The organism is Streptomyces sp. BL1 (assembly GCF_057628045.1).
On record NZ_JBXYWZ010000002.1, the window covers coordinates 6,589,365 to 6,602,611 of the forward strand.

At 73.4% G+C, this 13,247-nt stretch carries 13 protein-coding genes; 5 read left to right on the forward strand and 8 right to left on the reverse strand.

Going from position 1 to position 13,247, the window contains the following annotated elements; genetic code table 11:
* Nucleotides 1-11 precede the first annotated feature (11 nt).
* A complete protein-coding gene (locus AC3AGO_RS28855; protein ID WP_487823174.1) occupies nt 12-1,331 on the reverse strand; it encodes an acetyl-CoA C-acetyltransferase in 1,320 nt (439 codons plus the stop codon).
* 272 nt (nt 1,332-1,603) lie between these two features.
* On the reverse strand, nt 1,604-2,221 hold the full coding sequence (locus tag AC3AGO_RS28860) for a TetR/AcrR family transcriptional regulator (RefSeq protein ID WP_487823175.1): 618 nt from the start codon (nt 2,219-2,221) through the stop codon (nt 1,604-1,606).
* 257 nt (nt 2,222-2,478) lie between these two features.
* On the opposite strand from AC3AGO_RS28860, the gene AC3AGO_RS28865 reads away from it, so the two are divergent.
* Complete coding sequence (locus AC3AGO_RS28865; protein ID WP_487823176.1) at nt 2,479-2,937, forward strand: SCP2 sterol-binding domain-containing protein; 459 nt, start codon at nt 2,479-2,481, stop codon at nt 2,935-2,937.
* Between the two features lie 13 nt (nt 2,938-2,950).
* Nucleotides 2,951-4,165, forward strand: a complete 1,215-nt coding sequence (locus AC3AGO_RS28870) for an acyl-CoA dehydrogenase family protein (RefSeq protein ID WP_487823177.1) — start codon at nt 2,951-2,953, stop codon at nt 4,163-4,165.
* A gap of 86 nt (nt 4,166-4,251) precedes the next feature.
* Here AC3AGO_RS28870 and AC3AGO_RS28875 read toward each other — a convergent pair whose 3' ends face one another.
* Complete coding sequence (locus AC3AGO_RS28875; protein WP_487823178.1) at nt 4,252-4,791, reverse strand: flavoprotein; 540 nt, start codon at nt 4,789-4,791, stop codon at nt 4,252-4,254.
* A 190-nt stretch (nt 4,792-4,981) separates the two neighbouring features.
* Between AC3AGO_RS28875 and AC3AGO_RS28880 the strand changes: the two genes are divergently transcribed.
* Nucleotides 4,982-5,437 carry a GNAT family N-acetyltransferase gene (locus AC3AGO_RS28880; RefSeq protein ID WP_487823179.1) on the forward strand — a complete coding sequence of 152 codons (456 nt, stop codon included), beginning with the start codon at nt 4,982-4,984 and terminating at the stop codon, nt 5,435-5,437.
* 65 nt (nt 5,438-5,502) lie between these two features.
* Here the strand turns inward: AC3AGO_RS28880 and AC3AGO_RS28885 are convergent, their stop codons facing one another.
* The 4 genes from AC3AGO_RS28885 to AC3AGO_RS28900 form a co-directional block, all read right to left on the reverse strand.
* On the reverse strand, nt 5,503-5,955 hold the full coding sequence (locus tag AC3AGO_RS28885; protein WP_487823180.1) for a flavodoxin family protein: 453 nt from the start codon (nt 5,953-5,955) through the stop codon (nt 5,503-5,505).
* Nucleotides 5,956-6,278: 323 nt separating this feature from the next.
* Nucleotides 6,279-6,470 (reverse strand): CsbD family protein, encoded by a 192-nt coding sequence (locus AC3AGO_RS28890; protein WP_487823181.1) that lies wholly within the window; start codon nt 6,468-6,470, stop codon nt 6,279-6,281.
* 63 nt (nt 6,471-6,533) lie between these two features.
* A complete protein-coding gene (locus tag AC3AGO_RS28895) occupies nt 6,534-7,295 on the reverse strand; it encodes an IclR family transcriptional regulator (protein ID WP_487823182.1) in 762 nt (253 codons plus the stop codon).
* Nucleotides 7,292-8,758, reverse strand: a complete 1,467-nt coding sequence (locus tag AC3AGO_RS28900) for an MFS transporter (protein WP_487823183.1) — start codon at nt 8,756-8,758, stop codon at nt 7,292-7,294. The genes AC3AGO_RS28895 and AC3AGO_RS28900 overlap by 4 nt, the downstream gene beginning before the upstream one ends.
* Nucleotides 8,759-8,886: 128 nt before the next feature.
* On the opposite strand from AC3AGO_RS28900, the gene AC3AGO_RS28905 reads away from it, so the two are divergent.
* Complete coding sequence (locus tag AC3AGO_RS28905) at nt 8,887-9,858, forward strand: 2-hydroxyacid dehydrogenase (RefSeq protein ID WP_487823184.1); 972 nt, start codon at nt 8,887-8,889, stop codon at nt 9,856-9,858.
* A gap of 173 nt (nt 9,859-10,031) precedes the next feature.
* Nucleotides 10,032-11,048, forward strand: a complete 1,017-nt coding sequence (locus tag AC3AGO_RS28910; RefSeq protein WP_487823185.1) for an Acg family FMN-binding oxidoreductase — start codon at nt 10,032-10,034, stop codon at nt 11,046-11,048.
* A gap of 192 nt (nt 11,049-11,240) precedes the next feature.
* On the opposite strand, the gene AC3AGO_RS28915 is transcribed toward AC3AGO_RS28910, so the two are convergent.
* Nucleotides 11,241-12,935, reverse strand: a complete 1,695-nt coding sequence (locus AC3AGO_RS28915) for a PucR family transcriptional regulator (protein ID WP_487823186.1) — start codon at nt 12,933-12,935, stop codon at nt 11,241-11,243.
* Nucleotides 12,936-13,247: the final 312 nt, after the last annotated feature.

Genomic DNA, 13,247 nt, shown 5'->3' on the forward strand with positions numbered 1-13,247 from the left:
GTTGGGGTGTCTCAAGGGGTTTCCAGGAGAGCGGTCACGCCCTGGCCGCCCGCCGCGCAGACCGATACCAGGCCGCGTACGGGGCCGCCGTCGCCCTCGGTGTCGTCCCGCCGCCGTGCCCGCTCGTGCAGCAGCTTCGCGAGGGTGGCGACGATCCTGCCGCCGGTGGCCGCGAAGGGGTGGCCGGTGGCCAGCGAGGACCCGGCGACGTTGAGCCGGTCCCGGTCCACGGGGCCCAGCGGCTTCTCCCGGCCGAGCCGCCGTTCGCAGAAGTCCGGGTCCTCCCAGGCGGCGAGGGTGGCCAGCACCTGGGAGGCGAACGCCTCGTGGATCTCGTACAGATCGAGGTCGCCGAGCTGGAGGCCCGCGTCGTCGAGCAGCTTCGGCACCGCGTACGCGGGCGCCATCAGCAGCCCGTCGGGACCGTCCACGTAGTCGACCGCCGCCGTGCGGGAGGCGGTCAGATACGCGAGGACGGGCAGGTCGCGCTCCGCGGCCCACTCCTCGCTCGCGAGCAGCACCGTGGAGGCGCCGTCGGTCAGCGGCGTGGAGTTGCCGGCGGTCATGGTGGCGCCCTCCTCGCGGGCGCCGAACACCGGCCTGAGCCGGGCGAGCTTTCCCGGAGAGCTGTCAGGACGCAGGTTCTGATCCCGCTCCAGGCCCCGGAAGGCTGTCAACAGATCGTCGAGGAAGCCCCGTTCGTACGCCGCGGCCAGCTTACGGTGACTGGCCGCCGCCAGCCCGTCCTGCGCCTCGCGCGTGACGCCCCACTCGCGTGCCGTACGTGCCGCGTGCTCGCCCATGGACAGTCCGGTGCGGGGCTCGGCGTTGCGCGGGATGTCCGGTACGAGGTGTGCCGGCCGCACCCTGGCGAGCGCGGCGAGGCGCTGCGGGAGGCTCTTGGCGCGGCGCGCGGCCAGCAGGGCCTTGCGCAGCTCGTCGTTGACGCCGAGCGGTGCGTCGCTCGCCGTGTCGACGCCGCCCGCGATGCCGGCCTCGATCTGGCCGAGGGCGATCTTGTTGGCGACGAGGATGACCGCCTCCAGGCCCGTACCGCAGGCCTGTTGGATGTCGTACGCGGGAGTACGCGGGTCGAGGGGGCTGCCGAGCACCGTTTCGCGTGCGAGGTTGAAGTCGCGGCTGTGCTTGAGCACGGCGCCGGCGACGAACTCGTCCACGCGCTGCCCGTCCAGTCCGAACCGGCCGGTCAGCCCGGCCAGCGCGCTGGTGAGCATCTCCTGGTTGGACGCGGTGGCGTAGGGCCCGTCGGAACGGGCGAAGGGGATGCGATTGCCTCCGACGATGGCGACGCGTCGCCCGGCCGATGCCATGGGTGCCACTCCTGATGCCGATGCGGTGCCGGGCCGCGGGCCCGGGAACTTACTCTCGGGTCAACTTACTTATGCGTAAGCCGAAATCAATCCCCCGCACCCACGAATTTCGCTCCCGCGCTCCACCCCGCCGCCACTTGACGCCTTTCGTCCGGAACGCGACCGCCCGCCTGTAGGGGCGCGGGGAACTGCGCACACCACAGCGGGACCGCAGGTATCGGCGCGACCCATGCGCAGCAGGGGACTGGCGGCTTCGCGGGGAACCCCGGCCGTCAGGACGGCCAGGTTTCGCCCCGGAGGACGTTGCGCATGCCTATCCAGAGCATGTTCATGAGGCGGAGTGTGACGCGGTCCGGGGTTTCCCGGGGGTGGTTGTCCATCCAGTCGGTGAGGGTGTCGGCGGCGCCGACCAGCGCGTGGGCGACGAAGTCCGTTTCGGTCGCGTCCAGTTCGACCGTGCCCGTACGCGCCGGCACGCTGTCCCGTACGAGCCCCGCCACCTCGCCCATCACGGCGCGCCGCGCGCTGCCGAGTTCCTCCGTCGCGGCGTCGCTCAGCCGCGCGGCCTGCCGGTGCAGCACCACCCACGCGTCGCGGTGCTCCGTGACGAACGCGAAGAACGCGGACAGCCCGGCGCGCAGCCGCAGTTCGGGCGCCGCCGCGTCCGCCTCGCGCGCGGCGTCCTGGAAGGCGGCCGTGAGCCGCCCCGCCTCGCGGCGTACGCAGGTGAGGAACAGCCCCTCCTTCGAGTCGAGGTACAGGTACACCATCGGCTTGGAGATGCCCGCCAGTTCGGCGATCTCGTCGACGGACGCGGCGTGGTAGCCGCGCTGCGCGAAGACCCGTACCGCGACGTCGACGATCTGCCGCTCCCGCTCCCTGCGCGGCATCCGCCGCCGACGCGCCCCGCCGTTCCCGGGCGGCCCGTTCCCCGTCGGCCCGTTCCCGGCCGGCTCGTCTCCGGGCGGCCCGTCCCCGGCCCGCCCGTTCCCCGTCGGCCCGTTCCTGTCCTCGCCGTGAGCGTCCACTCTTGCCTGTCCCGTCCGTGCGCGATTATCTTACCCTCTAGTAAGTTTACTTCTCAGTAAGAAGGTTGCCCACCGCCCAACGCCAAGGGGCCACGGCGCAACCGCCGAAGGAGCAGTTGATGGCTGACCTGGCAGAAGAGCTGGCCGAGCTGGACTTCGCGTCCGTCTCCCCGGAGGAGTTCGCGCGGATCGTGAAGAAGGTCTCCGCGAAGGACCTGTCCCGCGTCATGCAGGGCGAGTTGCGCGAGCGCGTGCTGGGCGAGGTGTTCGGGCGGATGGAGCGCCAGTTCCGCCCGGACGCCGCGGGCTCGCTGGAAGCGCTGATCCGCTGGAAGGTGACCGGCGAGAGCGAAGCGGTGTACGAGACCCGGATATCCGAGGGCGAGTGCACCGTACGGGAGGGCCGCAGCGACGGCGAGCCGCGCGTGACGCTGGTGATGGCCGACGCCGAGTTCCTCAAGCTGGTCTCCGGCAACGCCAACCCCGTCACGATGTTCATGACCCGCAAGCTCAAGGTCGCCGGCGACGTCGCGCTGGCCTCCGGGCTCACCCGGTACTTCGACCTCCCGAAGGTCTGAGGAGCGCTGCCACATGTCCGGATTCTCACTCGAACTCTCCGAGGACCAGCGGGACCTGCGCGACTGGGTGCACGGCTTCGCCGCCGACGTCGTACGCCCCGCCGCGGCCGAATGGGACGAGCGGGAGGAGACGCCCTGGCCCGTCATCCAGGAGGCCGCGAAGATCGGCCTGTACGGATTCGAGTCGCTGGCCGACATGTTCGGCGACCCCAGCGGACTCTCCCTGCAGATCGCCAACGAGGAGCTGTTCTGGGGCGACGCCGGTATCGGCATGTCCCTGTTCGGCACCTCGCTCGCCGTCGCCGGGATCTTCTCGGCCGGTACGCCGGACCAGCTCGCCGAATGGGTGCCGCAGTGCTTCGGCGACGAGACGGACCCGAAGCTGGCGGCGTTCTGCGTGTCCGAACCCGAGGCCGGTTCCGACGTGTCGGCGATGCGTACGCGGGCCCGTTACGACGAGGCCAAGGACGAGTGGGTGTTGCACGGCCAGAAGGCGTGGATCACCAACGGCGGCATCGCCAACATCCACGTCGTCGTCGCCTCCGTCGACCCCGAGCTGGGCTCCCGCGGCCAGGCCGCCTTCATCGTGCCGCCGGGCACGCCGGGCCTGGAGGGCAACCGCAAGATCAAGAAGCTGGGTCTGAAGGCCTCGCACACCGCGGACGTCTTCCTCGACGAGGTGCGGGTGCCGGGCAGTTGCCTGCTCGGCGGAAAGGAGAAGCTCGACGCGCGGCTCGCCCGCGCCCGCGAGGGCGGCAAGGCCAAGGGCCAGGCGGCGATGGCGACGTTCGAGGTCAGCCGCCCCACCGTCGGCGCGCAGGCGCTGGGCATCGCACGGGCCGCGTACGAGTACGCCCTCGACTACGCCCGCGAACGCGTCGCGTTCGGCCGCCCCATCATCGAGAACCAGGCCATCGCCTTCGCCCTCGCCGACCTCCGTACTGAGATCGAGTCCGTACGGCTGCTGATCTGGCAGGCCGCGTGGATGGCCCGCAACGACAAGCAGTTCGACGCGGGACAGGGCTCCATGTCCAAGCTCCGCGCGGGCGAACTCGCCGTCAGCGCAACGGAGAAGGCCATCCAGGTCCTCGGCGGCGCGGGCTACAGCCGCGAGCACCCCGTCGAGCGCATGTACCGCGACAGCAAGATCTACACCATCTTCGAAGGCACCAGCGAGATCCAACGCCTGGTCATAGCCCGCGCCATATCGGGCCACCACATCCGCTGACCCCATCCCCCACGGCAACAGCCCCGCGCCTCCCGGCCCAACCCCGTTGGCCCGGGAGGCGCTCGGCTGCTGTCCGGGGCCGGACCTCAAGCGCGGGCGGCGCCGGCCGCGTCCAGGGCCAGGTGCCAGGGGTAGTCCTCGCGGGGGTTCTGGCCCGGGGGCCGGGGGCGGAAGCCGCCCTCGCCGTAGAGGACTTGGACTCCCGCGGCGCGGAGGGTGTCGATGCTGCGGGGGAACTGGGGGTGCGTGGCGTAGGCCGCGTTGACGCAGGGCATGACGGTCAACGGCCGGCGTTTGCCGATGGCTTCGGCGATGTAGCCGGTCACGAAGCCGTGGGTGAGGCCGAGGGCCGCGGCGTTGACCGTGTTGAGCGTCGCCGGGGCGAGTACCGCCGCGTCGGCCGGCGGCCACGGGTCCGTCTCGCCGGGCATGCGCAGCGCGCTGCGTACGGGGCGGCCCGTCTGGTCCTCCAGTGCGGCCAGTTGATCCTCCAGCCAGAGCGCGGCGGCGGGGGTCAGGCCGACGCACACCTCCCAGCCCCGCTGCTGTGCGTCCCGTACGACGCCGGGCAGGTCGAGAACGGGCGGGGCGGCGGAGCCGAACAGGTACAGCACGCGAGAGGCCATGATCCGCATCCCATCACAGGGGGCGGGGCAGCCGGCGGAGCGCGCGCGAAAGGGAGTTGCCCCCGTGGGGCGGGTGTGCGTACATGGCAGGGTCATCGCACAAAACGGGTGACGTTCCGGGCTGTACGTGCCCGGGGCAGGGGCGGGACCACCGTGGACACCACCGGGGCCCGCAGACGAGGAGCGCGACGTGAAGATCGTGGTGGACGACCTGTCCGGGCCGGAAATCGCCGCATTCCTCGCCGAGCACGTGCGGCAGATGCGCTCCGTCTCCCCTCCGGAGAGCAAGCACGCCCTGGACCTGGACGGGCTCCGCAAGCCGGACGTCACGTTCTGGTCCGTCCTGGACGGGGGCACCGTGGTCGGCTGCGGCGCGCTCAAGCGGCTGGACCCGGACCACGCGGAGCTGAAGTCGATGCGCACCGCGCCGCGGCGTGCCCGCGGCGGCGTCGCGTCCCTGCTGCTGGAGCACATCCTCGACGAGGCGCGGAGCGCCGGTTGTACGCGGGTGAGTCTGGAGACCGGCTCGGACGAGTTCTTCCTGCCGGCGCGGAAGCTGTACGAGAAGTTCGGCTTCGGCTACTGCGAGCCGTTCGCCGACTACCGGCCCGACCCGAACAGCGCGTTCATGACCCGGACGCTGTGACGCGGCGGTTGCTCTGACGAAGTCGCCCGCGCGGCCCGGCGCCTCCGGGCCGCAGCCGGGCAGGGTCAGTCCATGAGGCCCGCGGCGAGCGTCGCGCCGAGTTCCCAACAGGCTTGCAGGCCCGCCTTGTCGGGGGTGCCGGTGAGGGTGACGGGCTCCGCGGCCTGCGTCCAGCCGAGGCCTGTCGTGATGGATTCGATGCCGCGTACGGTGCCGGTCACGTCGTTGCCGCCGTGCACGTAGTAGCCGAACGGGCGGCCCTGCGTCGCGTCCCGGCACGGGTAGTAGACCTGGTCGAAGAAGTGCTTGAGGGCGCCCGACATATAGCCGAGGTTCGCGGGGGTGCCCAGCAGGAAGCCGTCGGCGGCGAGGACGTCGGAGGCGGTCGCGCCGAGTGCCGGGCGCCGTACGACCTCTACTCCCTCGATCTCGTCCGTGGTGGCGCCGTTGACGACGGCGTCGAACATTGCTTCCAGGTTGGGGGAGGGGGTGTGGTGCACGATCAGGAGTGTGGGCATTCGTTGACCTTGCCGTGGACGTGCGCCGAGTCGCAACTGCGCTGTGGGCAGTCTGCGCCGGGGGCGCAGGGTGGGCACAGCGCAGGACCGCACCCGCGAAGGGGTCCGCGCCCTGTACGCAACGGCTGCGCCTGCTTTGCGTGCGGGGTGCGTTCTCTGCGCGGGTGCGGTCCGGTGTGCCCACCCTCCCCCAGCTACCGCTGGGAGGTGCCCCCTCCGCCCCTTGGGCGGACCAGCTGCCCACACCTTGGCGGGGTCGGCCCGCACCGCGCACAGAGCCCCCCGCCCGGGGGAGGGGGCGGGGGGCTCCGTGTCGCGGTGGGTCAGGGCTCGCGGCGGGAGCGTCCGCCGGTGAGGGAGTCCTTGATCCCGCGGGCCTGTTCGGGGGCCTGCTTGGCCGTGCCCTTGGCACGGTCCGTACGGCCCTCGGCCCGCATCCGGTCGTTCCCGGTGGCCTTGCCGGCCATCTCCTTGACCTTGCCCTTGATCTTGTCCATGGCACTGTCGCTGCTCATGGGCGCCTCCTCACGTACGAGGGTGCCTTGAGACGTCCGGGTACCCCTTGTACGCCGTCGCATTCAGTCGAGCCGGGCAGCCATGTGCTCCGCGCAGGCGACCAGCGCGGGAACGTGCGTGTGCAGTTCGTCGTCCGTGGTGAGGACGACCGTCGCGCCGAGGGAGACCGCGAGGTGCGGGCGGCCCCGGTCGGGGTCGGCGGGGACGGGGACGGCGATGGCGCGGACCCCGGCCTCGTTCTCCTCCGTCACCTCGGCCCAGCCCCGTTCGCGGATGCGCGCCAGGTCGGCGCGGAGCGCGTCCGGGTCGGTGAGCGTACGCGGAGTGGCCCGCGGGAGCGGCCCCTTGAGCAGGGCCTCCCGCTCGTGTTCGGGGAGGGCCGCGGCGAGCGCCTTGCCGAGCGCGGTGGCGTGCCACGGGTTGCGGGTGCCCTCGGCGCTGCGCAGCTGGAGGTGCTGGGTGCCCTGCACGGTCAGTACGAGCAGTACGTCGCTGCCGTCGAGGATGCCCGCGATGGCGGGCAGTCCCGTGCGGGAGGCGAGCTGCCGCATCGGCCCGGACGCGGCCGAATAGCCGGTGGGGGAGCGCTGGAAGGCGCGGGAGAGTTCGAGGACGCGGACGCCGAGCGCGTAGCGGCGGGTGTCCTCGTCGTACGCCACGAAGCGTTCCTCCGCGAGCCGTCCCAGCAGCCGGTGCGCGCTGCTCACGGGCAGCGCGGCGGCCCGGGCCACGGCGCTGACGCCGAGGCCCGAGGGGTGGTCGGCCAGCACGGTGAGCAGCCGCAGCCCCCTGCCGAGCATGTCGTCACCGGTCGCTCCGCTCACCGCACTTCGCTCCCTTTGGCGCCGGTCGAGGCGCTCGCGCCGGTCCCGGCCGGTGCCTGTGCCGCGGCCCCGGATCCGCTCGCCGTTCCCTCGTCTGCCGGTTCCCCGGTGTCTGCCGGGAATTCCGTCGTGTCTGCCGGTTCCACCGTATCCGCGGCCGTCGGCAGCGGGGCGCGCGGTTCCCGTACGGTCAGGGTCAGTCCGGCCGCGGCGAGCGCGCAGACCGCCATGAGGGCGAAGGCGCCGGCGGAGCCCAGCGGGGTGCCGCGGATCCAGCCGACGAGGTAGGTGCCGGCGAACGAGCCGAGCGCGCCGAAGGAGTTGACGCAGGCGATGGCCGCGCCGGCGACACCGGCCGGGGCGAGTTCGGCGACGAGCGCGAAGTACGGGCCGTACGGGGCGTACATGCACAGGCCGGCGATCACCAGCAGGACGAAGGCGAGCGGGAAGTTCGCGCCGGCCGCGTACGAGGCGAAGAGGGCGAGCCCGCCCGCGCCCAGCCACGGCCACACGGCGGCCCTGCGCCGCCCGGCACGGTCGGAGAGGCGGGAGTTGACCAGCATGGCGACGGCGGCGAAGGCGTACGGGACGGCGGACAGCATGCCCGTGGCGCCGATGCCGGAACCGGAGCCCTGCTTGACGATGGCGGGCAGCCAGAAGACGAAGCCGTACATGCCGAAGGACCAGAAGAAGTACTGGGCCGACATCAGCAGCACCGGGCGGGACCGCAGCACCTTCCGGTACTCGTCGCGGGGCTTGCCCAACGCGCGTCCCTGCGCGGCCCGTTCGGCCTCCAGGGCGCTCTCCAGGTCCGTACGTTCGGCCGTGCCCAGCCAGCCGGCATCGGCCGGGCGGTCCTTGATGAGGCGCAGGCAGAGCAGCCCCCACACGATGGACGGGGCGCCCTCGACGATGAACATGACCCGCCAGTCGGAGGCCGACACGAGCCAGCCGGAGACGGCGGACAGCCACATCACGGTGACCGGATTGCCCAGGATCAGCAGGGTGTTGGCGCGTCCGCGCTCGCCCTTGGTGAACCAGCGGCCCAGCAGCATCACCATCGACGGCAGCACCGCGCCCTCGACGACGCCGAGTGCGAAGCGCACCGCGATCAGCTGGCCCGGGCTGCTCAACAGGCCCTGGAGTACGGCGAGAAAGCCCCACGCGACGGTGGACCAGGCGACGAGGCGGCGGGCGCTGCGCTGCTCGGCGTAGATGGTGCCGGGTATCTGGAAGAGGAAGTAGCCGAGGAAGAACGAGGCCGCGATGAGCGAGTCGAGGCCGGCCGAGAGGTGCAGTTCCTCGGCCATGCCGCCCGCCGAGGCGATGGAGTAGTTGGACTTGTCGAGGTAGGCGAGCGAGTACGTGACGAACGCGATCGGCATCAAGTAGCGCGCGCGGGACGAGGACCAGAAGCCTCCCGCTGCGGCTGCGGTCCGGGTGGGCGATGACGGCTCTGTCATTCCCTGACCCCCTTATTTCCGTGACATGGAAAGTGTTTCACTGGGCGGGAAGACGTTACGAGCGTGCGCCGGTCCGGTCAATGGCCGACGGCGACGCCGGCGACCGGTTGAGGAGAGGCAGGCGTGCGATGACGGACAGCAGCCCGTACGGGGAGAACGCGGTCGCGGAGGGGGCCTTGGACGTGCTCGTTCCCTGGGCCGGACTCGACGAGCGGCACGGGCCGTGGCCGGACGGCGTCCGCGTCCACGTGTGGGACGGGCTCACCGACCCGGACACCCTGCCGGAGGAGGCGCTGGAACGGGTCGGCCTGTGGGTCATGCCGTACGCCGTGCCGGACGCCGACCGGCTGCTGCCGCGGCTGCCCGCGCTGCGTGCCGTGCAGTCGCTGAGCGCGGGCGTGGAGAAGCTCCAGCCGAAGCTGCCCGCGGGCGTGAGCCTGCACAACGGCCGCGGCCTGCACGACGCCAGTGCCGCCGAGCACGCGCTCGGGCTGATCCTCGCCGCGCAGCGCGACATCCCGCAGTGGGTGACGGACCAGCACGAGGGCCGCTGGCAGCCGCACTTCACCCGCTCACTGGCCGACTGCCGTGTTGCTGTCGTGGGGTACGGGTCGATCGGCGCCGCGCTGGAACAGCGGCTCGTGGCGTGCGAGGCCGAGGTCGTACGGATCGCCCGGCGGGCGCGTCCCGAGCAGGACGTACACCCCATTGACGAACTGCCGCGGCTGCTCGCCGATGCGGACATCGCGGTGCTGGTGCTGCCCGAGAACCCGGGCACGGTGGGCCTGTTCGGCAAGGAGGCCCTGGCGGCGCTGCCCGACGGCGCCCTCGTCGTCAACGTCGGACGGGGCCGCACCCTCGACACGGAGGCCCTGCTCGCGGAGACCCGGACGGGCCGGCTGCGCGCCGCGCTCGACGTCACAGACCCCGAGCCGCTGCCCGCGGACCACCCCCTGCGCGAGGCGCCCGGAGTGCTCGTCACCCCGCATGTGGCGGGCGGTTCCGACGCGTTCGGGCCGCGCGCGGAACGTCTCGTCGTCGAGCAGGTGCGGCGTCACGCCGCGGGCGAGCCGCTGCTGAACGCGTTCGCCGGCTCCTGAGCGGCGTCCGGCTCCTGAGGGGCGTCCGGCTCCGGGCCGGGCCGGCCGGGTCGCTGGGGCGCTGTCCCGCGGGACGGAAGTCCCGGCGACGGGTGACGTTGGTCCCCTCCGGTGGGCGGCGGGTGGACGGAACATTGAGTCGACCGTCCGCGCCCACCGACAGGAGAGCCTCCATGCCCGCGCCTGCCGCACCCGCCGACAGGCCGCTGGACGCGGCCGCCGTGTCCGCCCTCGTGGCGGCCGCGGCGGCGGCCCCGTCCGTCCACAACACCCAGCCGTGGTCGTTCCGCTTCGACGACGAGAGCCGGACGCTGCGCGTGTACGCGGCCCGGGGCCGGGCGCTGCCCGCCACCGACCCGTCGGGCCGGGCGCTGCACGTGTCGGTCGGCGCCGCCCTGTTCAACCTGCGCGTCGCAGCGCACCGGGCGGGCTTCGCGCCGGTGGTACGGCTGCTGCCCCGCGAGCAGCGCGCCGACCCGCACGGCCCCGTACTCGCCACAGTCCGGCTCGCCCCGCGGACGGCGCGGCGCTCGGCCGCCTACCGGCCCGGCCTGTACGAGGCGCTGTGGCGCCGGCACTCCAGCAGACGGCCCTTCTCCGGCACCCCCGTCCCGGCGTCCGTACGGACCGGACTGGCCGAAGCGGCGCGGGTGGAGGGCGCGGCGCTCACGTTCACACCGCCGCGCGAGACCGCACGACTGCTGGCCGTGACGGCGGCGGGCGAGCAGCGTACGGCGGCCGACCCGGAGCGCAGCGGGGAGAGCCGCCGGTGGGTGGAACAGGGCGCGCACGGCGGCAGGTTCGGGCTGCCGCCGGAGACCCTCGGCCCGGCCGACGCCGGAGGCCGCCTGCCGGTACGGGACTTCACCGCGGCGGAGCCGCCACGGCAGGCGGAGGCCGAACCGTTCGAGGAGCGGCCGCTGGTCGCGGCGCTGGCCACCGAGCACGACCGGCCGGTGGACTGGCTGCGGGCCGGACAGGCCCTGGAACACGTGCTGTTGACGGCCACCGCCGACGGACTGCGCGCCTCCCTGTTCCACCAGGCGCTGGAGTGGCCCGACCTGCGGGCATCGCTGCGCCGCCCCGGAGGCGGCCCGCGGCATCCGCAGATGCTGCTGCGGCTCGGCTACGGGAGCACGCGGCGCGTTTCGCTGCGGGCGCCGGTCCATACGGTGCTTCGGTGCGAGTGACCTCGGTGTGGGGGCGCCGCCTTGTGCGCCCTGCTGCGGGTGCGGGGCGGCTGCGGCCCGCGCTGTGGTTCGCGCAGTTCCCCGCGCCCCTTTCGGGGCTTCGCCCCTTGCGCAGTTCCCCGCGCCCCTTCTTTGCGCAGTTCCCCGTGCCCCTGATATCGCGCCTCTGGTGGTGCGAGGGGCCTTTGGAGCTCAACCGCCTGTGTGGCGCCGGGCCTTGAGGGCGAGCCGTAGTGCGAGGCCGGTCTGCGGGTCGTCGAGGGTGACGGCGAGGAGCTGTGCGATGCGGGACAGCCTGTCGTACAGGGTCTGCCGGTTGAGCCGCAGGTCGCGGGCCGTCTCCGCCTTGCCGCCCGCATGCGAGAGGTAGGCCTCCAGGGTGGGCAGCAGCGGCTGGCGCGCGGTCCGGTCGTGGTCGAGGAGCGGGCCGATGGCCCGGTCCACGAAGGCGGCCAGGCCGTCCTGTTCGCGTTCCCGCATCCGCCACAGCAGCAGCTCGACGTCGAGACCGTGCGCGTCGTACCAGAGCGCGCCCGGCAGTCCCCGCGCCGCCTCCGCGGCCTCCGCCGCATGCCGCAGGCCCGGCCCCGCCGCGGCCCAGTCGCCCGGCGGGCCGACGACGACCAGCGGCTCCGGTCCTGCCGCACGCACCAGCCCGGCCCGGACGACGGCGTCGCGCAGCGCGGTTGCCACCTCGTCGGCCACGGCCTCGCGCTCCGCACCGTCCCGCAGGCCCGCCAGCAGCACGATCTGCCCCTCCAGGGGCCGCACGCCCGGCAGCAGCGGCCGGCCGCAGCGCGCGGTGAGCCCCTCGCGCAGGGCCCGGGCGAGCACGCCCCAACTGCCCGAGGCGGGAGGCCCGGAGGGCAGCCGCAGTACGACGGGCAGCACCCGGTCGGGGCCCGCGCCGGGCCGGAAGCCGAGCAGCGCGGCCTGCCCCGGGGCCTCCTCCGCCGTGATGCGGCCCTCCGCGAGGCCGGCGAGGAAGTCGCCCCGGCCGCGCGCCGCGAGCATGTCCTCCTGCCGGGACTGGAGCATGACGACGGCGAGCAGATTGGCGGCCCGTTCGGCGACCATCCGGTGTTCGGAGGAGGGGGCGCCGTGCGCCGGCAGCAGGACGATCCGGGCGCGCACCGCGTCCGGGCCGTGCCCGCCGCCGGGCACGTCGAGCCGCACCCCGGTGCCGCGCAGCCCCTCCCACACCCGGAGCGGCCCGGCCTCGTCCGCCGCCCGTCCGCCGGGCTCCGCCGCGTACAGGGGACGCCCTTCGGGGTCCTCCAGACAGACCGGGCTGCCGGTGAACTCCGCCAGCAGCTCCAGCACTTCGGGCGCTCCGCCGCCCCGCACCAGCGTCTGCGTACAGCGGCGCAGCACGTCGTCGGCGCGGCGCAGCCGTGTGTAGTGCCGGCTGACGATCTCGGTGTGGATCTCCTCGGTGACGGCCACGTACGGCACTTCGCGGTGCAGCTGGATCAGCGGCAGTCCGTGCGCGCGGGCGCTGTCGACGAGAGCGGGCGGCAACGCGTCGAAGCGGGCGCCGAGTTCCACGACGAGCGCGGCGATGCCGCGGTCCGCGAGCCTGCGGACGAACGCGCGCTGCTCCGCGGGGCGTACGCCGAGCCCGAGCCCCGTCGTCAGGAGCAGCTCGCCGCCCTTCAGCAGCGAGGCGATGTTCGGCACCTCGCCGGCGTGCACCCAGCGGACGGTCCGTTCCAGATCGTCCTCGCCGACCAGCACCTCCGGCAGGCCGCGCCGCAGTGAGGGCAGCGCGAGGGCGCCGCGCACGGTCACCTCCGCGTCGTCCCGTTCCCCCGCTCCGTGCCCGCTCCCGGTGCTCTCCGCGGGCCCGCGGCGCTCCGCCGGGGCCCTGCCCGTTTCCGCTGCCATAGCGGCGAACGCTACCCACAGCCAGGCCTGTTGCACGTCTCGCGGAGGTCTCGGAGGTCTCGGAGGTCGCGGAGGTCTCGGAGGTCTCGGAGGTCTCGGAGGTCTCGGAGGTCTCCGAGGTCTCGGTGGGCGAGGTGATCCGCCGAGGTGATCCGACGAGGGGATCCGCCGAAGTGGTCCGGCCGGACCGTCCGTGCCCGGATTGTCCCGCGTGCTCCCCGACACACCGTCGGCCCGCGCCCGGCAAGACGTGCCCCCACGACGGTTGTGGGCTGCACCTTCCTGCGGCGAGGCTGACGCCTTCACCGAACC